The organism is Bacillus sp. FSL M7-0003 (assembly GCF_038628485.1).
GTDB lineage: Bacteria > Bacillota > Bacilli > Bacillales > Bacillaceae > Bacillus > Bacillus safensis.
This window is the reverse complement of record NZ_CP152024.1, coordinates 2692115-2715994: the sequence shown is the minus strand read 5'-3', so window position 1 is coordinate 2715994 and position 23880 is coordinate 2692115. Positions and strand designations below refer to the sequence as shown.

24 protein-coding genes and 1 other annotated feature are annotated in these 23880 nt (G+C 41.4%); of the genes, 17 read left to right on the top strand and 7 right to left on the bottom strand.

The features are described 5' to 3' along the window. The first annotated feature begins 114 nt into the window (after positions 1 to 114). Entirely contained in the window at positions 115 to 2013 is a 1899-nt protein-coding gene (asnB, locus tag MHI23_RS13885) for an asparagine synthase (glutamine-hydrolyzing) (RefSeq protein WP_024426217.1), read from the top strand. 142 nt (positions 2014 to 2155) lie between these two features. Here the strand turns inward: asnB and MHI23_RS13880 are convergent, their stop codons facing one another. Continuing rightward, a complete protein-coding gene (locus tag MHI23_RS13880; protein WP_342492017.1) occupies positions 2156 to 2671 on the bottom strand; it encodes a gamma carbonic anhydrase family protein in 516 nt (171 codons plus the stop codon). Positions 2672 to 2716: 45 nt separating this feature from the next. Here MHI23_RS13880 and MHI23_RS13875 point away from each other — a divergent pair, with 45 nt between their 5' ends. Together MHI23_RS13875 and MHI23_RS13870 are read left to right on the top strand one after the other, a co-directional pair. Beyond that, on the top strand, positions 2717 to 3496 hold the full coding sequence (locus tag MHI23_RS13875) for an alpha/beta hydrolase (protein ID WP_024424906.1): 780 nt from the start codon (positions 2717 to 2719) through the stop codon (positions 3494 to 3496). A gap of 30 nt (positions 3497 to 3526) precedes the next feature. Further along, positions 3527 to 4606 carry a tetraprenyl-beta-curcumene synthase family protein gene (locus MHI23_RS13870; RefSeq protein WP_268414259.1) on the top strand — a complete coding sequence of 360 codons (1080 nt, stop codon included), beginning with the start codon at positions 3527 to 3529 and terminating at the stop codon, positions 4604 to 4606. A 179-nt stretch (positions 4607 to 4785) separates the two neighbouring features. Here the strand turns inward: MHI23_RS13870 and MHI23_RS13865 are convergent, their stop codons facing one another. Together MHI23_RS13865 and MHI23_RS13860 are read right to left on the bottom strand one after the other, a co-directional pair. Beyond that, on the bottom strand, positions 4786 to 5358 hold the full coding sequence (locus MHI23_RS13865) for a class I SAM-dependent methyltransferase (protein ID WP_025092388.1): 573 nt from the start codon (positions 5356 to 5358) through the stop codon (positions 4786 to 4788). Further along, on the bottom strand, positions 5355 to 6320 hold the full coding sequence (locus tag MHI23_RS13860; RefSeq protein WP_017358356.1) for a TIGR01212 family radical SAM protein: 966 nt from the start codon (positions 6318 to 6320) through the stop codon (positions 5355 to 5357). Before MHI23_RS13860 ends, MHI23_RS13865 begins: the two co-directional genes overlap by 4 nt. Positions 6321 to 6472: 152 nt before the next feature. Between MHI23_RS13860 and MHI23_RS13855 the strand changes: the two genes are divergently transcribed. From MHI23_RS13855 to MHI23_RS13825, 7 genes are all read left to right on the top strand, one after another. Next, positions 6473 to 6748 carry a YtzC family protein gene (locus MHI23_RS13855; protein ID WP_024424902.1) on the top strand — a complete coding sequence of 92 codons (276 nt, stop codon included), beginning with the start codon at positions 6473 to 6475 and terminating at the stop codon, positions 6746 to 6748. Positions 6749 to 6892: 144 nt separating this feature from the next. Then, on the top strand, positions 6893 to 7072 hold the full coding sequence (locus MHI23_RS13850; protein WP_024424901.1) for a hypothetical protein: 180 nt from the start codon (positions 6893 to 6895) through the stop codon (positions 7070 to 7072). A gap of 17 nt (positions 7073 to 7089) precedes the next feature. Beyond that, complete coding sequence (locus tag MHI23_RS13845; protein WP_019743690.1) at positions 7090 to 7482, top strand: GntR family transcriptional regulator; 393 nt, start codon at positions 7090 to 7092, stop codon at positions 7480 to 7482. Next, positions 7475 to 8353, top strand: a complete 879-nt coding sequence (locus MHI23_RS13840; protein ID WP_024424899.1) for an ABC transporter ATP-binding protein — start codon at positions 7475 to 7477, stop codon at positions 8351 to 8353. Before MHI23_RS13845 ends, MHI23_RS13840 begins: the two co-directional genes overlap by 8 nt. Continuing rightward, positions 8347 to 9333, top strand: a complete 987-nt coding sequence (locus MHI23_RS13835; RefSeq protein ID WP_024426210.1) for an ABC transporter permease subunit — start codon at positions 8347 to 8349, stop codon at positions 9331 to 9333. Before MHI23_RS13840 ends, MHI23_RS13835 begins: the two co-directional genes overlap by 7 nt. Positions 9334 to 9354: 21 nt before the next feature. Next, complete coding sequence (locus tag MHI23_RS13830; protein ID WP_044332340.1) at positions 9355 to 10053, top strand: ABC transporter ATP-binding protein; 699 nt, start codon at positions 9355 to 9357, stop codon at positions 10051 to 10053. Further along, the gene (locus tag MHI23_RS13825) at positions 10043 to 11353 is read left to right on the top strand and encodes an ABC transporter permease (protein ID WP_024424896.1); all 1311 of its coding nucleotides are present in this window, start codon (positions 10043 to 10045) and stop codon (positions 11351 to 11353) included. The genes MHI23_RS13830 and MHI23_RS13825 overlap by 11 nt, the downstream gene beginning before the upstream one ends. Positions 11354 to 11418: 65 nt before the next feature. Here MHI23_RS13825 and MHI23_RS13820 read toward each other — a convergent pair whose 3' ends face one another. Together MHI23_RS13820 and MHI23_RS13815 are read right to left on the bottom strand one after the other, a co-directional pair. Continuing rightward, positions 11419 to 12117 (bottom strand): hypothetical protein, encoded by a 699-nt coding sequence (locus MHI23_RS13820; RefSeq protein ID WP_342492016.1) that lies wholly within the window; start codon positions 12115 to 12117, stop codon positions 11419 to 11421. A 287-nt stretch (positions 12118 to 12404) separates the two neighbouring features. Further along, positions 12405 to 13208, bottom strand: coding sequence for a PAS domain-containing protein (locus tag MHI23_RS13815; protein WP_342492015.1), 804 nt, complete (start codon positions 13206 to 13208; stop codon positions 12405 to 12407). A gap of 422 nt (positions 13209 to 13630) precedes the next feature. Between MHI23_RS13815 and MHI23_RS13810 the strand changes: the two genes are divergently transcribed. The 6 genes from MHI23_RS13810 (at position 13631) to MHI23_RS13785 (ending at position 21234) form a co-directional block, all read left to right on the top strand. After that, entirely contained in the window at positions 13631 to 13960 is a 330-nt protein-coding gene (locus MHI23_RS13810) for a DUF4257 domain-containing protein (protein ID WP_008343006.1), read from the top strand. 103 nt (positions 13961 to 14063) lie between these two features. Next, positions 14064 to 14285 (top strand) — a binding site (T-box leader). Between the two features lie 97 nt (positions 14286 to 14382). Further along, complete coding sequence (leuS, locus tag MHI23_RS13805) at positions 14383 to 16797, top strand: leucine--tRNA ligase (protein WP_024424893.1); 2415 nt, start codon at positions 14383 to 14385, stop codon at positions 16795 to 16797. 130 nt (positions 16798 to 16927) lie between these two features. Further along, the gene (locus tag MHI23_RS13800) at positions 16928 to 17830 is read left to right on the top strand and encodes a dienelactone hydrolase family protein (protein WP_342492014.1); all 903 of its coding nucleotides are present in this window, start codon (positions 16928 to 16930) and stop codon (positions 17828 to 17830) included. Between the two features lie 46 nt (positions 17831 to 17876). Continuing rightward, positions 17877 to 18629, top strand: coding sequence for an NAD(P)-dependent oxidoreductase (locus MHI23_RS13795; protein ID WP_025092391.1), 753 nt, complete (start codon positions 17877 to 17879; stop codon positions 18627 to 18629). A 219-nt stretch (positions 18630 to 18848) separates the two neighbouring features. Beyond that, the gene (locus tag MHI23_RS13790; RefSeq protein ID WP_087976618.1) at positions 18849 to 19709 is read left to right on the top strand and encodes a carbohydrate ABC transporter permease; all 861 of its coding nucleotides are present in this window, start codon (positions 18849 to 18851) and stop codon (positions 19707 to 19709) included. Positions 19710 to 19734: 25 nt separating this feature from the next. Then, positions 19735 to 21234: an extracellular solute-binding protein gene (locus MHI23_RS13785; protein WP_073207075.1), complete on the top strand. Its 1500-nt coding sequence runs from the start codon at positions 19735 to 19737 to the stop codon at positions 21232 to 21234. Between the two features lie 45 nt (positions 21235 to 21279). Here the strand turns inward: MHI23_RS13785 and MHI23_RS13780 are convergent, their stop codons facing one another. Beyond that, entirely contained in the window at positions 21280 to 22122 is an 843-nt protein-coding gene (locus tag MHI23_RS13780; RefSeq protein WP_034279459.1) for an aldo/keto reductase, read from the bottom strand. Positions 22123 to 22132: 10 nt separating this feature from the next. Beyond that, positions 22133 to 23320: an MFS transporter gene (locus MHI23_RS13775; protein ID WP_024426203.1), complete on the bottom strand. Its 1188-nt coding sequence runs from the start codon at positions 23318 to 23320 to the stop codon at positions 22133 to 22135. Between the two features lie 155 nt (positions 23321 to 23475). Here MHI23_RS13775 and MHI23_RS13770 point away from each other — a divergent pair, with 155 nt between their 5' ends. Further along, positions 23476 to 23847 (top strand): winged helix-turn-helix transcriptional regulator, encoded by a 372-nt coding sequence (locus MHI23_RS13770; protein ID WP_003217763.1) that lies wholly within the window; start codon positions 23476 to 23478, stop codon positions 23845 to 23847. Positions 23848 to 23880 lie beyond the last annotated feature (33 nt).

Here is a 23880-nt window from a genome sequence, read left to right as displayed (position 1 = left end):
CTTTTGATTAAAAAAAAATATGCAAAAAGCGAAAAAATGTGAAACAAAATCGGACAAAATACTGTCTAATTATAGGTCTACTTTTAAGAAATAACATAACGTGGAGGCAATAATATGTGTGGGTTTGTTGGTGTATTTAATCACCGTCCATTGTCCGAAACTACTGAACAGGAAGAGCTAATTAAACAAATGAATCGTCTCATCGTTCATCGTGGTCCGGATGATGAGGGGTACTTTCATGATGAGCATGTAGGATTTGGATTTAGACGTTTAAGTATTATAGATGTTGAGCACGGAAAGCAGCCGCTTTCTTATGAAGATGAAAAGTATTGGATTATTTTCAACGGAGAAATTTATAACTATGTGGAGCTGAAGGAAGAGCTTGTGAAAAAAGGCTATACGTTCAGCACAGATTCTGATACGGAAGTACTTCTTGCCACATACCGTCATTATAAAGAAGAAGCGGCTTCAAAGCTTCGCGGCATGTTTGCATTTTTAATTTGGGATAAAGAAGCGCAATTATTATATGGCGCAAGAGATCCTTTTGGCATCAAACCGCTTTATTTTACACAAATGGATGAGCAAGTGTACTTTGCGTCTGAGCGCAAAAGCTTGATGGCAGTGAACGAGAACATTTTATTTGATGAAACATCCTTACAGCAATATATGTCATTCCAGTTCGTACCTGAGCCAAATACACTTGATCAAAAGGTGCACAAAGTAGAGCCAGGTCATCAGTTTACTTTACGCCCAGGACAGGAGATTGAATTTAAGACTTACTGGAAGGTTCAATTCAAGCCTGAGCAAACACAAGAACAAAAGCTGATTGAAGAAGTCCGCGATGCAATCTATGATTCTGTGAAAATTCATATGAGAAGTGATGTACCTGTTGGTTCCTTCCTATCAGGTGGTATCGATTCTTCTTTCATCGTATCTGTCGCAAAGGAATTTCATCCTGAGCTGAAGACGTTTTCTGTTGGCTTCCAGCAGGATGGCTTTAGTGAAGTTGATGTAGCGAAGGAAACGGCTGATAAGCTTGGCTTACAAAACTTCAGCGCGGTGATTTCTCCTGAGGAATATATGAATGAGCTTCCGAAAATTGTTTGGCATTTAGATGATCCTTTAGCTGATCCGGCGGCGATTCCATTGTACTTCGTGGCAAAGGAAGCGAAGAAACAAGTGACGGTTGTTCTTTCTGGTGAGGGAGCAGACGAGCTGTTCGGTGGATATAATATTTACCGTGAGCCGCTTTCTCTTAAACCATTTGAATCTGTACCATCTATGCTGAAAAAGCTTCTTCTTCGTCTGGCACGCTTAATGCCAGAAGGAATGAAAGGAAAAAGCTTTATCGTCCGCGGCTGTACACCATTAGAGGAACGTTATATCGGTAATGCGAAAATCTTTGAAGAGCCAGTAAAGAAAAACCTCTTAAAGCAGTATGATCCGAACATTACGTATCGTGATGTGACGAAGACATACTTCGAGGAAAGTGCAGGCTACAGTGATATTAACAAAATGCAATATGTTGATATTCATACGTGGATGCGCGGGGACATCTTACTGAAAGCAGATAAGATGACAATGGCGAATTCTCTTGAGCTTCGTGTTCCTTTCCTTGATAAGGTCGTATTTGAAGCGGCTTCTAAAATTCCAGAAGAGCTGAAAACAAAAGATGGCACAACGAAATATTTATTGCGTAAAGCAGCAGAAGGCATTGTGCCTGACCATGTGTTAAACCGCAAGAAGCTGGGCTTCCCTGTTCCAATTCGTCATTGGCTGAAAAATGAGATGAACGCTTGGGCGAAAGACATCATTAAAAACAGTCAAACGGACGAATATATTAACAAAGCGTATGTGCTTGATTTATTAAATGAACATTGTGCTGGTAAAGCAGATCATAGCCGTAAGATTTGGACTGTCCTGATCTTTATGATTTGGCACAGCATTTATGTCGAGCGCAGTATTGATCCAGAGCAATTGAATCATCAACCGAAAGAAGTCATCTTCAGTTAATGAAAAAAGGTTTTCAGCTTTGTGCTGAAAACCTTTTTTGTCATGATAGAAAGTGGCGGAAAAGGGTAAAATAACAAGCGGTTCATAGTTATTGCTTAATATCCTGAAAAAAACATGATAAAGTGAAGATACACGTATGATGTTAACGAGATAAAAGGGAACGATAGTATTGTCCTTTTTCTACATATTCTCTGCGGATTCGGTCCATGTCTTGGATATCTTCATCTGTTAACAGCCGAACGACTTTGGCTGGACGGCCAAAAGCGAGTGATCCTTTTGGGATGACCTTTCCTTGAGGGACAAGACTTCCTGCACCGATAAAGGCGCCTTCGCCAATCTCCGCACCATCGAGAATAATAGACCCCATGCCAATGAGGGCATTTTTTCGAATGATTGAGCTATGTAATGTGACTTGGTGTCCAATAGTAGCACCATCTTCAATAAGAAGTGTTTTTCCAGGACTTTGATGCAGGCACGATAAATCTTGAATGTTGACGTTCTTTCCAATTCTCACAGGTGCAACATCGCCTCTGATGACGGTTTGAAACCACACGCTCGAATATTTTCCGATTGTGACATCACCGGTAATGGTGGCGTTATCTGCGACAAAGACCGATTCATGAATCTCAGGTGTAAACTGATGATATGGATAAATCACTTTTTCGACTTCCTTTCTTAATACAACATTTGTGAGGTGTTTACTTTGTGGACTTGGCATGCTGAAAGACCAGTTGGTACAATTGTCATTGTACATGGTGCGAGTGAATATCACGGCCGATATAAATGGCTGATTGAAATGTGGCGGAATGCAGGCTATCACGTCGTCATGGGTGACTTGCCTGGACAAGGCACATCGACACGTGCGCGAGGCCACATTCGTTCGTTTCAAGAATACATTGATACAGTCGATGAATGGATCGAACATGCGAAATCATTCAGACTTCCTACTTTTTTACTTGGACACAGTATGGGTGGACTCATTTCAATTGAGTGGATGAAGCAGTATACCCATACGAAGTTGAATGGCCTTATTTTATCATCACCTTGTTTAGGTCTGCAATTTAAACCGAAGAAGCTGATGGATTTTGCGTCAAAAGGTTTAAATGTGCTGGCACCGTCTTTTAAAGTGGAGTCAGGTCTGTCGATTGAACTAGCGACACGAAATCAGGCGGTCATTGAGGCAGACTCAAATGATTCTCTTTACGTGACAAAGGTGTCGGTTCGCTGGTATCGAGAGCTGATCAAAAATATCGATGCGGCGATGCAGCCGACGAATGTCTTTAAATCGATCCCGCTCCTTTTAATGCAGGCGGGAGATGATAAGATCGTCGATAAAACGAGGGTGATTAAATGGTTCAATGGCATAGAATCAACCAATAAATCATACCGTGAATGGGAAGAGCTGTATCACGAAATTTTTAATGAACCAGAAAGAGAAGATGTGTTTAAGGCGGCAAGAGCCTTTACAGATCAATATATTTGATTGTGAGCTTTAAGTTGGGGGTGGAGTGATTTGTCAGTACCAGAGCGTCCTTTTGCACTGATGACAAAAGTGTATAAAGATATTTTTCCGCTTGTTCATCAGGAGCTGAAAAAGTGGCGGGCTCATGCAGAAATGATTGAAAATGAAGAACTGAGAACGCAGGCACTAGCGAGCATATCGAGTAAAACGTTTCACTGTGAAGGCGGAGGCATTTTATCTCTTCTAGCAGGCGATGAGAAAGAAACGTGCATTGAATTCATTGTGGCGTATCAAACCATCAGTGACTACTTAGATAACCTATGTGACCGCAGCACGTCGCTTGATCCTAAGGATTTTCATATGCTGCATCAAGCGATGAGAGATGCGCTTGATATTCATGCTGAGCTCAAGCCATACTATCAATTCCGTGATGATCAAGAGGATCATGGATATTTACATGCGCTTGTCCGCACATGTCAAGACGTGCTTACGCGCGTTGGGCATTATCCGATCATTCAGCCATATTTACACACGCTGTGTGATTACTATAGTGACCTGCAAGTACATAAGCACGTCGTTCCTCATGAGCGTGTACCACGGCTAGAGTCATGGTTTCGCCAATATGAAAAAGATTTGCCGAAGATGGAATGGTATGAGTTTTCAGCTTGTGCGGGATCAACGTTAGGAATATTCTGTCTTGTGGCGTATGCGCTGCAGCCTGATTTTACAGAAAAGCAGGCGAAACAAATTTACGAAAGCTATTTCCCTTATATTCAAGGTCTGCACATTTTACTCGATTATTTAATAGACCAAGAAGAGGACCGGCTTGGGGGAGATCTGAACTTTTGCTCATACTATGATTCTCATCATGAGATGATGGATAGACTTCAGCATTTTATCGAAAAAGCGGATGAGCAGCTGAAAGGCATTCCGCATGAAAACTTTCACAAATTGATTAACAGAGGATTACTGGCGGTTTATTTGTCCGATGAAAAAGTGACAGCCCAAAAAGAGATGAACAAGCTGGCAAAGCGGCTGATCAAATCAAGCGGGAAAACATCGTTCTTTTTCTATATTAACGGAAGAGCCTATCGGACCTATCAGAAAATGCCTTGGATGAAATCATCATAAAAAAGCTCAAATCCATTAGGATTTGAGCTTCAGCGTGTAGACAAACCCTCGCATTCGGTGTCAGGTCTGCGCGCCGGTACTCACGAATGTCAAATTCGCTCCGTTCCGGTGCTTGCCCGTTCCTAGACTGCAAAGGTTTTCTATCACGCTGAAAAGAAGAAAAAAAGCTAAAATGCACATCATTTTAGCTTTTTTTCAATGGCGACCACAAACGGCGGGTCGTTTTGAATATTCATGTATTGATATGATAAAACTTGTACCTCTTCATGAGGCAGTGATCTGCAATAGTCGAGAAGCACTTCTTTTTCTCTTTTTCCTTCGGGATGTCCGTGGTAGATCACAAGGACGATCAGACCTCCGGGTTTGAGCCATTCGAGGAGCTGCTTGATGGCTTCAATGGTTGTATGAGCCTGAGTGGTGACGGCTTTATCGCCTCCGGGCAGATACCCAAGGTTAAACACTGCACCGGCTATTTGTCCATAAGCATCCTTCGGAAGATGATCCGCCAGTTTTTCATGCCCATCATGGATGAGGTGAACGTAAGGATATTGACCGCCAAGCCTTTTGCTTGTCTGCTGCAAGGCTTCCTCTTGCACGTCGAATGCAAACACTTGTCCATCAGTTCCTACAAGGTCAGCTAAATAGAGTGTATCGTGGCCGTTGCCCATTGTTGCATCTATAACGATGTCGCCTTTTTGACAAGCGCGTTCTAACAGCTCTTTACTAAAAGGAAGCATGCGTTTCAAAATCATTTAGCTGCTTCTTCCAATCTGACGAAACGTTTCCCTTGGTAGCTGTTACGTCTTTCGAGCTCAGCATTAATGGCATTGAGTACTTCCCACTTATTTACACTCCACATTGGACCAACCATTAATTCAATTGGGCCGTCGCCTGTAATACGGTGAATAATCATTTCTGGCGGCAGAATCTCCAGCTGATCACAAACAAGCTGAACATATTCCTCCTGGCTTAAAAACTCAAGCTTTCCTTTTTCATATTGCTTGACCATTGGAGTCCCTTTTAAAAGGTGAAGCAAATGAATTTTAATTCCTTGCACATCTAAATCCGCAACAGCTTTTGCTGTTTCCATCATCATGTCCCGGTTTTCAAGAGGCAGTCCATTGATGATATGTGAGCAGACACGAATTCCGTGTTTTCTCAGTTTTTCTACACCTTCAACGTAGCATTCATAATCATGAGCACGGTTGATGAGCATAGCTGTCCGTTCGTGTACCGTTTGAAGACCAAGCTCTACCCATAGGTAAGTGCGTTCGTTTAATTCGGCTAAATACTCGACTACGTCATCCGGCAGACAGTCAGGTCTTGTTGCAATGGATAGACCTACGACACCATCCAGATTCATGACGGTTTCATATTTTTCTTTTAGGACAGGAAGCGGTGCATGTGTGTTTGTATACGCCTGGAAATACGCCATGTATTTTCCGTCTTTCCATTTTGTATGCATCCGGTCTTTGATTTCGTTAAATTGAGTGATGAGATCATCAGCCCGGTTTCCTGCAAAATCACCAGATCCAGCGGCACTGCAAAATGTACAGCCGCCGTGGGCTACAGTACCATCACGGTTTGGGCAGTCAAAGCCGCCGTCTAAGGCTACTTTAAATACTTTATGACCAAAGTGTTCACGCAAATGGTAGTTCCACGTGTGATAACGTTTTTCGCTGTTTGAATATAAAAAAGGGTTATGCTGATCCAAGTCAGTAACCTCCTTGCATAATAATAGGCATCCTTAAAGTTTAACAAAAATCACGAAGGAGGACAATTGAATCTGTCCAACATTTTCTTTAGTGAAAAAGCGTTACATGGGCAAAATAGGCGGGAGCGATGATGAAATGGAGGGAATGTAAGATGGCAACAAGGCAGTCGATCGATGAATTTATCCAAAAAAGTACGGAAACCCTTGAGTTTGCAAATGAACAATTTGATTTGAGCTCACGTCAGGAACATTATAATGAGGAAGAGTTTTCAAAAGCACAGCTCATGCTTGAGAATACGGTCAATGAATTAGAAAAATTAAAAGATGTCGCCAATGACCAGCAAAGAGAACGTTTAGACAGGGCGCGAGTTCAAATTCAGAGCTTGCAAAATCAAATGATTTTAGGGATTTCCTACGATAATGAATGATAAACAGATCCTTCTTTTAAGGGTCTGTTTTTTATTTTTTTTAATAAGTGATTGACTTTTATGCTGGGTGTCTATATTGTATTAAGTGTACTACATCAACTAATACACTACAGACACTTAAAAAGTGAAGAAAGGTGTTCAACCATGAAAAAAGAAAAAAAACCAATCAATTTGAAGTGGATGGTGCTGGCTGTTGCGTTAGCATGTACATTTTTTTTCGTTCTTGTTTTCATTGGTTTTGAAGTTCAAAAAGATTTGATACCCAATTCAGTTCCTTTAATGCAAGGACATGATCAAGCGATAGGACTGCAAAAGCATGAATGAGGAAAGAGGGAGTCATCATGATTCAAATAGATCCAAGAAGCGCTGCGCCAATATATGAACAAATCATTGAGCAGCTCAAAATTTTATGTTTAAAAGGCGTGATGAAGCCAGGTGACAAACTGCCCTCTGTCAGAGAGCTCGCCACCATTATTATTGCCAACCCAAACACCGTCAGTAAAGCGTATAAAGAGCTTGAGCGGGAAGGGATTATTGAAACTCTGCGGGGCCGCGGTACGTATGTAACAGAAGGTGCTCAGTTAAAGCTGAATGAAGGGAAGGTGCTCGAGATGAAAGAACAGTTAAGACAACTCATCATAGAAGCTCATTATGCTGGTATTGATATTCATCAGCTCAAGGAATGGCTGGAAGAGATTGGCTCAAGTCTAAAAGGAGGAAAACAAGTTGATTGAGGTCAGAAATGTATCGAAGAAATTAAATGGACGCGAAGTACTCAGCGACGTTTCCTTCAAAATAGGCGAAGGTGAGATCTTCGGTCTGCTTGGCCGGAATGGCTCCGGGAAAACAACACTTCTCAGATTGATTCAGCAAATTCTTCTTCCGGATGAAGGAGAGATTTATTTTAAAGATGTGCTGGTGAAAGACCACCCTTTAGTAAAGCAAAATATTGTATTCATGCCAGTCGTGAATCCTTACTTTGATAGATACAATTACGGACAGCTTGTCCAGCTGTTAAAGCATATATATCCAAAGTTTGACGTGACCTATGCCAATGAGCTTGTGAACCGCTATGAAATTCCGGAAAAAGTGAAGTATCGTGAGTTGTCGACAGGGTTAAAGAAACAGCTGTCATTAATTTTAAGCTTTGCCATCAAACCAGCGGTCATTTTATTAGATGAGCCGACTGATGGAATTGACGCCGTCACAAGAAATGACGTTCTTCAGCTGATGATTGACGAGGTGGCAGAACGACAAACAACGATTTTAATTACATCTCACCGCTTAGAGGACATTGAGCGCATGTGTAATCGAATTGGATTTTTAGAAGGAAATGAACTCACAAGTGTCATGGATTTAGATGAATTAAAGAATGACTATGTCAAAATCCAAATGGCCTTTGAAGAAGATATGAACTTAAGTATTCGAAAAAATGGCGTGGCGATTTTGGATCAAGCGGGTGTTTTCTATACAGCGCTTGTTCTAAAAACCGACGAAGAAGCTAAAGAGTACTTGAAGTCACTGAAGCCAAAAGTATGGCATGAACTGCCTGTGAATTTAGAAGAAGTGTTCATTGCGAAGTTTGGAGGGAAACGCAGATGGTAAAGCGGCAATTATTATATAAGGAGTGGAAGCAATCAGAGCTGACATTCATTTTAGTGATGCTTGTTGCTGCGCTTGCGACGCCCTTCGCATTCTTAATGGAATATTCGTCTTTTCAAACGTGTCTAAACGATACAGAGTGTATTACGGATGCACCACGTTTTTCTTATATCTTTAAGACGGATCCTTTCCTCTCTCTTTCATGGCTAATGGGAATTTTCTTTGCTGTCATGCAGCTTGGATTTGAGAGAAATAAAGGGCAGATGGATTTTACCTTATCCTTACCATTTAGCAGGAGTACAATCTATCACACAAAGTTTTTCTTAGGTGCTGGAATCATTGCAGTCGCTCATGCCGTTTCTTATGTTCTTACTTATTTACTTATTTTAGGACTTAACCCACTAGAAACACCTGGCTTTCATAGCGTTTATATCATTTCGCTTGTGTCCTCCTTGATGTTTTATAGTTTATTTTTTGCAGCGGGTACTTTAACCGGAAGTTCCATTGCGCAAGCAATCGTTGGGTTCAGCACAGCTATTTTACCCTTTTTAGTGATCGGATTACCGCTTGTTCATGTAGATTTTATTATCAAGACAAGTGGGAGTTGGTTAGATAAGAGCTTCGCTTATTTGATATCGCCTATATCTCCAATCAACTATATTATAGATGAACCTTTCCGATCTGATTATCCTCTTTGGTTCTCAGGCGAAAAAATCATTATACCTATTGTCATGGTGGTTCTGTTTTATCTAATTGGCTTAATTAGCTTTATAAAACATCCAATTGAAAGAAATGGCCGCTTCTTCCTTTACTCAAGTATGGATAGACCTATTCAGATTATGGTCATTGTCTTCGGTGTTCTAGGGTTTGGATGGTTTGGTTTTTCTTCAGATAATTCCATATTTGGTTATATCGTTGGCATGCTCATCGGTGGAGTCGTAGGCGCATTAACGAGTTATTTCTTAATCTATAGAAAAAGATAAACAGAGAGCAGGGGAGTAGAGATGATTCAGATTCAAGCATTAGATCATGTATTTAAAATTGGTAAAAAGGGCAGGGAAAATGAAATTCCTGTGCTGAAAGGGATTGACCTGTCCATCAAAAGAGGCGATATTGCTTGTATTGTTGGACGAAGTGGTTCGGGGAAATCGACTTTATTGAACTTAATATCAGGCTATATTACGCCAACGAGTGGAAAAATTGTCATTGATGGCACCGATGTGACCGGCTTTAATGAAAAAGAATGGGCAGACTTTCGCTTAGATCACTTTGGCTTTATCTTTCAAAGCTTTCAGTTGATCGGGAGCTTAACAACGTATGAGAATGTTGAACTTCCACTCACTTTAAAAGGGGTGAAGCCGTCTGAACGAAAAGTGAAAGTAAAAGAAATGCTGAAACGAGTAGGACTCGAACATCATGCAGGACATTACCCAAATGAGCTGTCAGGCGGACAGCAGCAGCGTGTGAGTATTGCAAGAGCCTTGATTTTAAATCCATCTATTATTTTAGCGGATGAACCAACAGGTAGTCTGGATTCAGAAACTGAAGGAGAAATTTTAGCCTTTATCCAGCAGCTCAATCGCGAAAAAGGAATTACATTTGTCATCATTACACATGACGATGAAGTCGCTTCAATCGCAGACACAACGTTCCAGCTTCACGATGGTGTATTAAAGAAAGGGGAACAATCCATTGAAATTTAGAGATCAGGTCAAATTCATTAGAAGAAATATGAAGAAAAATAGATTGCGTGTGTTTATGACCATTCTTGCGACGACAATGGCATGCTCTTTCTTAATCGTTCTAGCGTCTGTCGGTTTTGGTTTGCAAAAATCAGCTCAAGATGAAATTATGAAACAGCAAATCATCACAGAAATTAAAGTGTTAGGAAAAGAAAAAGGAGACGTTAAGATTGATGATTTAAAGAAATATGATCATGTGAAATCTGTCGTCTCAAGAACGGCGATCAATCCATCGGTTAACGTCGAGCTCGATAACCGTTCAAGTGAAACGCAGGCTGCTTTGACTGATATGAAAGAAGAAAAAGAAGCAGGACTTGAGCTAGACCGAGGAAAAGTCCCAACATCAGCGAACGAAATTGTGGTTGGGTATCATATGGCGCAGCAACTGTGGACAAAAAAAGAACGCGAAGCCTATGAAAAAGAATTAAACCAGACGTCAAATGGGGAAGAAACACCGAAGGAGCCAAAAGGCTACACGAAGGATATTTTAAATAAAGTGATTCAAATCAAAGTGCCAAAACTAAATGAAGAAGGGGAAGTCGTTAAAGAAAAAACATTTGATTTCCGTGTAGTAGGTGTTTTGAAAAAGCCGAATTTAGAGTGGCAGGAGGATCATAAAATTCTGATACCGAATGCTTATGAAAAAGAATTTGGTCAAATACTCGACCTGTCTCCTGAAGCAGGAAATGTCGAGAAAATGACTTCTGTTTATGCAGATAAATTCGACAATGTCGGTACGCTCACGAATAAACTGACAGATGAGGGCTATCAAGTCATCTCTGTAACGAACCAGCTTGAAGGAATGGATATGTTCTTTACGGTCTTCAAAATTGGACTCATTTTTGTCGGATGTATTGCAGTCATTATTTCTGCCATCGGTATTTTCAATACGATGACCATGGCGGTAACAGAGCGAACACAAGAGATTGGGATTATGAAAGCCATTGGCGCAAATCCATCCATTATCAAGCGGATGTTCCTAATGGAAAGTGCTTATATTGGAGTCATCGGATCAATCATCGGTATTATCATCTCATATTTGATTAGTTTCGCCGTTAATTTAATCATCCCAGCCATTTTGTCGTCCATGTCTGAGGGAGGATCAAGCGATCAATTCTCGATTACTTTTTCCTATATTCCACTCAGCCTTGTCATTACAGCGACTGTGATCAGCGCAGGGGTAGCGATCATTTCAGGGCTTAACCCGGCACGTAAGGCAACAAAAACGAATGTATTAGCAGCTTTAAGAAGAGAAATCTAAAAAAGAACCTCCTGTAAACCCGATTGGGCGCTCAGGAGGTTCTTTTTTATCTTAATTAAACATTGCTATTGCTTAGGTGCCCTGTATCCGGCACGCTCTGCTTCTTCTACTGAGCAGAACATTTTGGTTACATTCTTTGTTCTAGAGTAGTATCTGCTGCTTGGTGTGTGGTAAATACCGTTGACACTCCCTTTAATGTTACAGGCAGCCGATTCTTTTTTTGTTTCCTTTTGTGATTCATGACCGCCTGTGCTTTTTCCATCATCTTTAGGTGCGGAGCGCTGGACGGTGGAAGACTTCGTATCGCTGCTGCTATTCTTGATTTCTTGTTTGAGTGTTTTATTGCTGGAGGTGAGCTTGTCTATTTTCTCTTCAAGCGATTGAATGGTCTTCTCTTGCTGTTTGACCGTTTCTTTTTCTGAGGTGATGGTTTCTAGCTTTTTTTCCAGCTTTTCTTTTTCCTTCTCCGCATCTTCTAAAGAGGAGGTAAGCGACTCTTTATCAGCTTTTAAGCGCGAAATGTCAGATGAGAGTTCCTTTTGATCCTTTAACAGCTGTTCGGAAGATGGATCGGCTTGTGCCTTTGGCGCATTTCCAGCAGTAAGCGGTAATGACATAATGGAAAAGAAGAGACCAATGATCAAAAAAGGATAAAAAAGTTTCTTTGAAAAAATCAGCTCGTTCTTGCGTTTGAGTAAGAAGAAATTGACAGCATACCCGATGGCAAAACAAACACATAAAAGACCTAATATGAGTAAAAACATATCTAACAGCCCCCCTAAATTGCTATTTACACCTATCATACCTCATTTTTCCATTTTGGGGAGCGGTTCAATTAAAAAAACCCTGTTTACACAGGGTTTTCCAGCGTGTAGACAAACCCTCGCATTGGTTGTCAGGTCTGCGCTCCGGTGCTCACAAATGTCGAATTCGCTCCGCTCCGGTGCTCGCCCTTCCTAGACTGCAAAGGTTTTCTATCACGCTGAATAGAAGACAAAGGGCTAAAATAAAGATCATTTTAGCCCTTTGTCAACAATCTGAAAAACCCTGTTTACACAGGGTTTTCAGCTAATGGTAATCCTTTTATGGCTTCTTTTACTGTCAAATAAGTGATCGTATTCTGGAAATCTGTATCGAGGTCTTTCATTTTCAGCGCAAGCTGCGGCTTAATCCCAGTGATGATCAGTTCGGTTCCAGTTAGATTGAGAAGATGATGCAGTTTGAAAATACGTGCTGCGACGGAATCATCGACCTCGATTAAACCAGAAAGGTCGACAATTAAATAATCATCCTTTGAATCATCTAATATACAGGTTAACTTAGCGACAATGGCATCAAAGCGTTCTTCAGATAATTTTCCGATAAGCGGAAGAGCAGATACACCATTTTTGATTGGGACGATTGGCGTCGAAAGAGAGGTGACTTCCTGTAAGGAATCTTCTAGGAGCTGTTCATATTCTTTCTGTTTCGTAATATCCTTTTGAAAACCAATGAAAAATGTTTTGTCATCTTGTTCAATGTATAGAGGATCTATATTGAGTTCATTCCAAAAAAAAGTGCCGTCTTTTTTATAATTTTTTAGCTGTGTGGTAATAGGTGTTTTGTTTTGAATTCCATGACGAATTAAAGCTAGCTGCTTTTGATCCGTGTCTTTTCCTTGAAGGAATCGACAATTACGACCAAGAATCTCATCTGGTTTGTATCCAGTCATTTGTGTAAAGCCGTGATTCACATAAACGATAGGGTTATCCTCTAAGGAAGGGTCTGTAATGACAACACCGATCCGCGCATGATCCAGCGCTTTTTTGATGAGTTCAAGCTGGTTTTGCAAGCCGAAAATGTTCGAGCTGACCATATTACCCTCCTTTGCTGCTATAAGACATATCAAATGGTTGTCTTTTCAACCAAATGAATCCTTTTAAACGTAACATAACATATGTTCTGTTTCAACGATTGCAAACGCTTTGTTAAATTTGTCATCATAGTTTGTCCTCCATTAGAATAGAGTAAGTAAGGAGACTTTTCATTAGAAAAAGAAGGAATCAATTACTCATCATTCATAAAATGACAAAAATAGTTAATATGGATTAGGTAAAAATGATTCCAATGCATCAAGATTGTTTTTGGGTCATTCACATATAATGGAAGAAACAAGCTTTTTTTCTTCGTTAGAGAGAATAGACCTTTTACATGGATTATGACGGAACAGCAGAATGGCATTACAGGGGGCTGGACAGCCTGAAGTCGCTTTACTATTCTAAGGGCTTTAGGAAGGTGATGAAAATGCTGCAACAAGTCATTATTGCTTGCGCCATTGGAGGGGTCATGGGCATTCTCGGTCACGTAAAGAAAAAAGGCAGGCTAGAGAAGCCCAGAATGACAAAAAAGTTTATTTACTTAGGGTTTATTGAAGATTGGCTCGTTGGGATGATTGCCGCTACACTGCTTGTCTTATCCTCAAATCCCGAATCTAGTCTGCACTTGATCATCTTATCCATTATTTCAGGTTACGGAGGAGAAGCAGTTCTGCGAAGCTTCGATTTTGTGAGAGAAGAACGTTCACAGGATGCAGGCTCCAACCGTCATAACCGATCTCCACACGAATAATATCCTCTACTTTACCCTAGTCTAGGGTACATTCCCATTGTATACAAACCTGCTTGCACTTATGATCATAATTCTATAAAATACTACTTAGATGACGGTTACGATAAGAACAGTGAAGAGGAGTAGTAGGAAAGCAGTATTTGTCTTTAGAGAATTGACGGCTGGTGAAAGTCAATCAAATCTGCTTCTGAACTCGCCTCAGAGTTGCAGTTGCGTTAAAGCTTCTGTCGCATGTCTGCGTTAAAGATATTAAGTGAGCGTACGAACAGCATGTTACGCTAACAAGGGTGGTACCGCGGGAACCAAAAAATCTCTCGTCCCTTTCCAGGGATGAGGGTTTTTTGTTGATTTTAGAAAAATCTGAATTCTTGCAGTGGTCATCTAAGCAGATAAAGCCGTACATATTAAAGGAGGTTTTCACATTGAGTTTTCAGCATCGGGAAATTGAAAAGAAGTGGCAGGATTATTGGCTGACACATAAAACATTCGCCACATCTGACTCGGAAGATAAACCGAAGTTTTATGCACTTGATATGTTTCCATATCCATCAGGAGCAGGGCTTCATGTCGGGCACCCTGAGGGCTATACAGCAACGGATATTCTATCACGCATGAAACGTATGCAGGGATATGATGTTCTTCATCCAATGGGGTGGGACGCATTTGGGCTCCCGGCAGAACAGTATGCACTTGATACAGGAAATGATCCGGCGGCCTTTACAGAAGAGAACATCAATAACTTCCGCCGCCAAATTCAATCACTAGGGTTCTCGTATGATTGGGATCGAGAAATCAACACGACAGATCCGAATTACTACAAATGGACACAATGGATTTTCTTAAAATTGTACGAAAAAGGATTGGCCTATATCGATGAAGTACCAGTGAACTGGTGCCCAGCGCTTGGCACAGTGCTTGCAAATGAAGAAGTCATTGATGGAAAAAGTGAACGCGGAGGCCATCCTGTTGAAAGACGTCCTATGAAGCAGTGGATGCTAAAGATTACAGCATATGCGGACAGGCTGTTAGAAGATTTAGAGGACATTGATTGGCCTGAAAGCATCAAAGATATGCAGCGTAACTGGATCGGACGCTCTGAAGGAGCGCACGTTCATTTTGAAGTAGAAGGACATGACGAACAGTTTACGGTTTTCACAACGCGTCCTGATACACTATTTGGCGCAACATATGCAGTGCTTGCACCAGAGCATGCACTTGTTGAAAAAATTACATCAGATGCTCAAAAAGAAGCTGTCAAAGCGTATATCAAAGAGATTCAATCAAAGAGTGACTTAGAGCGGACAGATCTTGCTAAAACGAAGACAGGTATTTTCACAGGAGCGTATGCCATCAATCCTTTAAATGGTGAAAAGATGCCGATCTGGATTGCCGATTACGTGCTGGCGACTTATGGAACTGGAGCCATTATGGCGGTTCCTGCCCATGATGAACGTGACTATGAATTCGCCAAAACCTTTGATCTTCCAATTAAAGAAGTTGTAGAAGGCGGAGACATTGAAAAAGAAGCCTACACAGGTGATGGAAAGCACATTAACTCTGATTTCCTAAATGGGTTAGGAAAAGAAGAAGCGATTGAAAAAGCGATTGCATGGCTTGAAGAACATCAAAAAGGTGAAAAGAAAGTCACATATCGTTTAAGAGACTGGCTGTTCAGCCGTCAGCGCTACTGGGGTGAGCCGATTCCAATCATTCATTGGGAGGACGGAACATCTTCAGCTGTTTCAGAAGAAGAGCTTCCACTGATCTTGCCTAAGACGACAGAGATTAAGCCAAGTGGTACAGGTGAATCACCATTAGCCAATATTAAAGACTGGGTTGAGGTTGTAGATCCTGTTACAGGTAAAAAAGGCCGCCGTGAAACGAATACAATGCCGCAATGGGCAGGCAGCTGCTGGTATTTCTTACGTTATATTGATCCTCATAACACAGAAGAGCTTGCCTCTCCTGAGAAGCTGAAGAAATGGCTTCCAGTTGATGTGTATATCGGCGGAGCAGAACATGCTGTACTGCATCTTCTATATGCACGCTTCTGGCATAAGTTCTTGTATGATATCGGTGTTGTTCCAACAAAAGAACCTTTCATGAAATTGTTCAACCAAGGTATGATTCTTGGGGAAAACAATGAAAAAATGAGTAAATCAAAAGGAAATGTGGTCAACCCAGATGATATCGTAGAATCTCATGGTGCGGATACATTACGACTTTATGAAATGTTCATGGGACCTTTAGATGCATCAATTGCTTGGTCTGAAACAGGACTTGATGGCGCTCGTCGTTTCCTTGATCGTGTATGGCGTCTCTTTACAAATGAAGATGGTTCACTCAGTGATAAAGTGACAGAGCAATCTGGCGGCGCATTAGAACGCAGCTATCATGAAACAGTTATGAAGGTAACGGATCATTATGAAGGCTTGCGTTTCAATACAGGAATTTCACAATTAATGGTGTTTATCAACGATGCCTATAAGGCGGATACACTGCCGAAAGAATATGCAGAAGGTTTTGTAAAGCTTCTTTCTCCAATTGCACCGCATTTAGCAGAAGAGCTTTGGAATAAACTTGGTCATGAAGGATCTATTTCTTATGAAGCATGGCCTCAATATGATGAGTCAAAGCTTGTCGACGATGAAGTAGAAATTGTTGTACAGCTTAACGGTAAAGTAAAAGCAAAATTAACCGTTCCTGCTGATGCAACAAGGGAGCAGTTAGAAGAGCTTGCGAAAAATGATGCACGTGTAAAAGAACAGCTTGAAGGGAAAACCATTCGTAAAGTGATTGCAGTTCCTGGGAAGCTTGTCAATATTGTTGCGAACTAATGATGACACCCATCGGTATGAACCGGTGGGTGTTCTTTATTTCCCGGGACATAATTTTGTCGAAAACAAGGTGATTCCCGCATCGGCCTCGTATTTTAACAGGTGATCAAGAAAATGAGGAGTGACGTCAATGGAAAAGGAAAGCAAACGTGAACAACTGCTCAGTCTGTTAGGAGAAATGCCAGAACGTCATCGCGTGGAGGCTTATACGTTAAAAATGGAAGAACGTGAATCATATGTAGTGGAAACTCTCATTCTCTCCATGAATGGTGTAGAGGAAGTCCCTGCTTATTTCGTGAAACCGAAGGATACGGTGAAAAAAAGGCCCGTTGTGCTGTTCCAGCATTCACATGGCGGGAATTACGTGAATGGGAAGGAAGAGCTGTTAAAAGGTGCTCATTATTTGCAAACGCCTTCATATGCAAAAGAGTTTACGTCTAAAGGATATAGTGTACTGGCCATTGATCATGCAGGGTTTGGTGAGAGAAGAGGAAGAACAGAAAGTGAAATTTTTAAGGAAATGCTTTTAACAGGAAAAGTGATGTGGGGCATGATGCTGTATGAAAGTATGTGTGCGATTGATTATTTGCTGTCTCGATCTGATGTGCTGGCGGACAGGTTAGCTGTCTTTGGGATGTCAATGGGCGGTCTTCTTTCCTGGTGGACGGCTGCACTTGATGATAGGGTCAGTGTGTGTATTGATCTTTGTGCACAGGTGGACCATCATACATTAATTGAAACGAACAATTTGGACAGACATGGCTTTTATTACTATGTACCGAGCTTGGCGAAGCATTTTACAGCAGCGGACATTCAAGAAATGATTTTTCCAAGACCGCATTTAAGCTTAGTTGGAAAGCTTGATCAGCTCACGCCTGGTGAAGGCGTTGGAAGGATTCAAAAAGTATTGAGTCAAACCTATGAAGCTGCTTCATTGAAAGAACGATATCAGCTTACCCGTCTTCATGCAGGTCATTTTGAAACAGCCGCTATGCGTCACGAGGCGACACGATTTTTGAAAAAGTGGCTGTAATCAAGAAACGCTTGGACATACTACGTCAAAAGAAAGGAGGAGACAGATGAAAAAAATCACCATCATTGGCGGATGCGGTGTGATTGGACGTCTTTTAACAAAAGCGCTCTCTGCTGAGTACAGCGTCACGATTATTGATCTAACAAGCTGTGTAGAAGGAGTCATTTTAGCCGATGCAGCGAATGAACAGAATGTATATGAGGCAATTCCGCGGGATACAGATGTCATCTTGCATCTTCTAAACATGGACATGACGCATGATGTGATGGATCATGAAGAATTTGCAAAAATGACTGATATTTTTTGGAGGAGTACCTATTATATGTTTCGTTCAGCCGCGCGGCATGGCATACGAAAAGTCATTTTTGCAAGCAGCAACCATGTGACGGATCGTTATGAAGAGGATGGACGCTCCTTACTTGGACGGCAGATTACAACTGACGATGTGCCTGCGACTAAAAATGTCTATGGCATATTAAAGTTTGCTTCCGAACAGCTGGGACGTTTGTTCCACGATCAATCGGGTATGTCTGTCATCAATTTAAGAATTGGAACAGTTGTAACAGATGAGATGAAGGCATTGCACAAAAAGCAAAGAACAAAAAGAACTCTGCTGTCACATGAGGATCTTACAGGTATGATAAAGGCAGCGGTTGAATCAGATATTCCCTTTGGGACCTATTATGCTGTATCAGAGAATGAAGAAAAGCCTTGGTCTACTGAGAAAACGAAGCTGGAGTTAGGCTATGAACCAGATGTCAATACGACGGAAATCCTCGAAGAAAATGATCGAGCATAAGGCATAATCATGTCATGAGCTAATGATCTTATTCTTTTGTTTCATGAGCATAAAAGCACGGCTGATATGATCTATCCAGTTGGTCTGTCAAAATGATTATAGACGCTTTCTTCCCCCGTTTGTTACATTTTAATCACGATATCGTCACAGGCTGCAGCTTACTTTCAGATGAAATGATAACGCTTTCAAAGAAAGGGTGTGATGAACATAGATCGTTCTATTAAAGGCCGATTGTTCAATTTATTTAATTACTCTTTTCTACTCATGTTCGCATTAATATGTGTGCTTCCGTTCATCCATGTCATTGCCGCCTCTTTTGCAACAGTAGAAGAGGTCATCACCAAGAAGTTTATTTTGTTCCCGACGACGTTTTCTCTAGAGGCATATCGATATATTTTTTCTACAGATATTGTGTATCGCAGTCTCATTGTGTCCATTCTTGTGACGCTCGTTGGAACAGCTGTCAGCATGTTTTTGTCCTCGCTTATGGCATACGGGCTGTCTCGTCAGGAGCTAAAAGGCCGGAGAACACTGATGTTTCTCGTTGTTTTCACGATGCTGTTTAGCGGAGGTATGATTCCGACGTTTATTGTAGTGAAAACACTTGGTCTGCTTGATACCTATTGGTCACTTATTCTCCCGGTTGCAATCAATGCGTTCAACTTAATCATTTTGAAAAACTTCTTTCAAAACATACCGGCGAGCCTTGAGGAATCAGCGAAGATGGACGGCTGTAACGATTTAGGGATTTTCTTTAAAATTGTGCTCCCACTTTCTTTGCCAGCCATTGCTACTATTTCACTTTTTTATGCCGTGACGTATTGGAATACGTATATGACTGCCATTCTGTATTTAAATGATTCAGTGAAGTGGCCGATTCAAGTACTGCTGAGACAGATTGTCATTGTCTCAAGCGGAATGCAGGGAGATATGTCGGATATGGGCTCATCCACCCCACCGCCAGACCAGACGATTAAAATGGCTGTAATTGTTGTGGCAACCATTCCGGTTCTGCTTGTCTATCCATTTATTCAAAAGCATTTCAACAAAGGGGCATTACTAGGTTCTGTAAAGGGTTAAAAAGATGGAACAACGGAGGGATCATATGGGGAGAAAGAAATTATGGCTGATTGCGTTTGTTCTGTTATTTGCAGCAAGCGGTATTCTGTCAGCATGTTCAAGTAAAGGGGCAAACTCATCAGATGAGAAGGTTGATTTAGACAAAAAGGTAAAGCTGACATGGATGGCGATTTTATATCATCAGCAGCCGCCGAAGGATTCCGTTTTAAAAGAGATTGAAAAGCTCACAAATACGGAGCTTGATATTACATGGGTGCCTGATGCTGTGAAGGAAGATCGTTTAAATTCCGCACTTGCAGCAGGGAATTTGCCGCAAATTGTGACGATTCAAGACATTAAAAATTCGTCTGCGATTAATGCGTTCAGATCAGGCATGTTTTGGGAAGTCGGTCCGTATTTAAAGGATTATCCAAATTTAAGTAAGATGAACGAACTGATTAATAAAAACGCTTCTATAGACGGCAAGCTTTATGGCATCTATAGAGAAAGACCACTTTCAAGACAAGGGATTGTCATTCGAAAGGATTGGCTTGAAAATTTAAATTTGGATACACCAAAAACATTGGATGATCTGTATGAAGTGGCCAAAGCCTTTACGGAAAAAGACCCGAATCAAAACGGAAAAGCCGATACAATTGGCTTTACGGATCGGAACGATTTAATTTATGGCGCATTTAAAACGCTTGGTTCATATGAAGGAATGCCGACAGACTGGAAAGAAGAAAACGGGAAATTCACGCCGGACTTTATGACAGATGAGTACATGAATACAATGAAATACATGAAAAAGCTGCGCGACAATGGCTATATCAACAAAGACTTCCCAGTGACAAGCAAAACACAGCAGCAGGAATTATTCTCACAAGGAAAAGCAGGTATCTATGTTGGAAATATGGTAGATGCCGTGAACCTGAGAGATGATGCGACAGATAAAAACATGAAAGTAGATATTATCAACCGAATCAAAGGCCCAGATGGCAAAGAACGTGTGTGGGCATCAGGGGGGCATAATGGCATCTTCGCATTCCCTAAAACAAGCGTGAAATCAGAGGCGGAATTAAAGCGGATTTTGGCCTTCTTTGACCGTATTGCCGAAGAAGATGTATATGGTCTCATGACGTACGGTATAGATGGCAAGCATTATAAGAAAGAAGAAGGAAATACATTTGTCAGGGAAGAAAGCCAAGTGAAAGGCTGGCAGACAGATGTACAGCCGCTTGTCAGTCTTGTAGGAATTGATAAACGTTACTTAAAAAATAAAGGGGATGCAGTTCGTTCTAAATATGAAGAGCTAGAAGAAGACAATCAAAACATCATCGTTGCCAATCCTGCTGAAAGCCTGTATTCAGAAACGGCATCAGAGCGTGGAAACGAATTGAAGAAAATCATCGATGATGCGACGTATAAGTTCATTCTTGGTGACATCAGTGAAGATCAATTTCAGAAGGATGTAGAGAAGTGGAAATCCAATGGTGGGAATAAAATCATAGAAGAATATGAAGCTTCCTTTAAAAAATCAAAATGATCAAAAAGAACACCCCCGCAAAGCAAAAAGGCGGGGGTGTTTTGATTAAAAGTCGAAGTTATCTGGATCTGGACCGATACGTTTGTTTTCATTTAAGTCAGAAAGACGTTTCATATCTTCATCAGATAAGACAAAATCAAATATATCAGCGTTTTCCTTTAAACGATGTGCTTTCGTTGATTTTGGAATGGTGATGACACCTTTTTGTACATCCCAGCGCAAAATAATTTGAGCAGGTGTTTTACCGTATGTGTCTGCGAGCTCTGTGATCAGCGGGTGATGCAGCAGTTCACCCTGCATCAGCGGTGACCAAGCTTCCATTTGAATGCCATGAGAGTTCAAATACGTAGAGAGTGTTTCCTGCGTTAGTTTTGGATGAAATTCTACTTGGTTGATCGCTGGTTTGATGTCTGCATCTTTTAATAGCTCGTCTAGGTGATGCGGCTGGAAGTTGCTCACTCCGATGGCTCTGACCTTTCCTTCACGATACAAGGTTTCTAGTGCACGCCAAGCTTCTTTGTATTTTCCTTCAACCGGCCAATGGATTAAATACAGATCAAGATAGTCAAGCTGAAGCTTTTTTAAGCTTTCTTCGTATGCATTTAGAGTAGATTCATATCCTAAATCGGCATTCCACACTTTTGAGGTGACAAAGATGTCCTCACGGCGCAGTCCTGTTTCTGCTAAACCAAGCTGTATGCCTCGTCCAACACCTTCTTCATTTCCGTAAATAGCCGCTGTATCAATACTGCGATAGCCTAATTGAATGGCTGTTTTGACAGCATCAACTAATTCAGCTCCATCTTCCACCTTGAATACCCCAAGGCCAAAGCCTGGCATGAGGACCCCATTGTTTAATGTTTTTGTACTTTGTAAATGTTCCATCATAAAAACTCCTTTAAATGGTTTGTGTTTGTTCTTTTTGTTCCATTTGATAACTGATCATCGTAAGAATGGCTGCGATGAGGACCATGATGCCGCCGACCCATCCTGTATGCACAAGGCCAAGTGTATCTGTCACGATGCCTCCTAAAAATGAGCCAATGGCAATACCGGCATTAAAGGCAGCGATATTCATAGCAGATGCGACGTCAACCGCTCCAGGTGTGTATCTTTCTGCAAAATCAACGACGGCTACTTGCAGCCCAGGCACATTCATGAAAGCAAACAGCCCCATCAGCATGACGGTTCCAATGCCTAATACTGTGAATCCTGCAGTGAAGCTAAGAATAAACAAGATGATGCTTTGGATAATAAACATATAGATCAGTGCTTTCATTGGCTGTTCATTAGCAGCTTTTCCGCCAATGACATTTCCGGCTGCGATCGTGATTCCGTATAAAAGCAGGATCAAGGCCACAGCCCCAGGCGCAAGACCTGTCACATGCTGCAAGAGAGGAGATAAATACGTGAAGACGACAAATGTTCCTCCATACCCTGTGGCTGTAATGACAAATAAAAGCAAAATTCTTTTTGTTTTTAATAGGACAGCTTGATCTTTAAAAGATGTTTTCACACCCTGCTTTAATTGAGACGGCACAAGAAAATAGTTGGATATCAGTGCGATCAGACCAATGATCACAATCACACCAAATGATGTCCGCCAGCCGAGCTCGTGACCAAGAAATGTCCCGAATGGCACACCTGTCACAGTCGCTACTGTTAAACCAGTGAACATAAAGGCAATCGCGCTTGCCCGTTTTTCTTTCACGACAAGGCTTGCAGCAATCGTAGAACCGATGGACATGAAGATTCCATGGGACAAGGCTGAAATCACCCGGCCGATTAACAGCACTGAAAAAGTCGGGGCAATGGTGGCAAGTGTATTACCAATCAAAAAGACGAGCATAATGAGCAAAAGCAATGTCTTTCTTTTCATCGTGGAAGTAAGAGAAGTCAATATAGGCGCGCCAAATGTCACACCAAGTGCATATAAAGAGACAGTCCAGCCCGCCTGACTGACGCTCACTCCAAAGTCCTCTGAGATCATTGGCAAAAGACCGACACTAATGAACTCAGTTGTTCCTATAGCAAAAGCACTAATCGCTAGTGCGAGAAGAGCAAAATGGTTTTGCTTTTTCTTCATAAGTAAGTTCACATCCTTCTGTGATGACATTTTGATAGACGAAGCCGATCGGCAAGAGTTATTATCTAACATAGATGACGAAAAAAAAAGTACGTACTTTTTTGTAATATAGGTACTAAAAAGTGCCTGTTCGTACAAAGAGGAGTGAACATTCGATGGAAAAGAAAAAATATAATATCTCTGTGGAAGCAACGCTTGAGGTCATAGGCGGGAAGTGGAAGTGTGTGATTTTATGTCATTTGACACACGGGAAAAAACGAACGAGCGAATTGAAGCGGCTCATGCCAAACATCACACAAAAAATGCTGACGCAGCAGCTGAGAGAGCTTGAAAGTGACGGGGTCATTAACCGGATTGTCTATGAACAGGTGCCGCCTAAAGTGGAATATGAATTAAGTGAATACGGACAGTCGCTCGAAAGAATTCTCAATGCGCTATGCGATTGGGGAGCAGCTCATATTGAACGTGTGTATGGAGAGCCGCTTTCCGTGCTGGAAGACAGCATCTTAAATGAACAGTTTAAATAAAAGAGCCCCGCTTTCTTGTGAGAGCGGGACTCT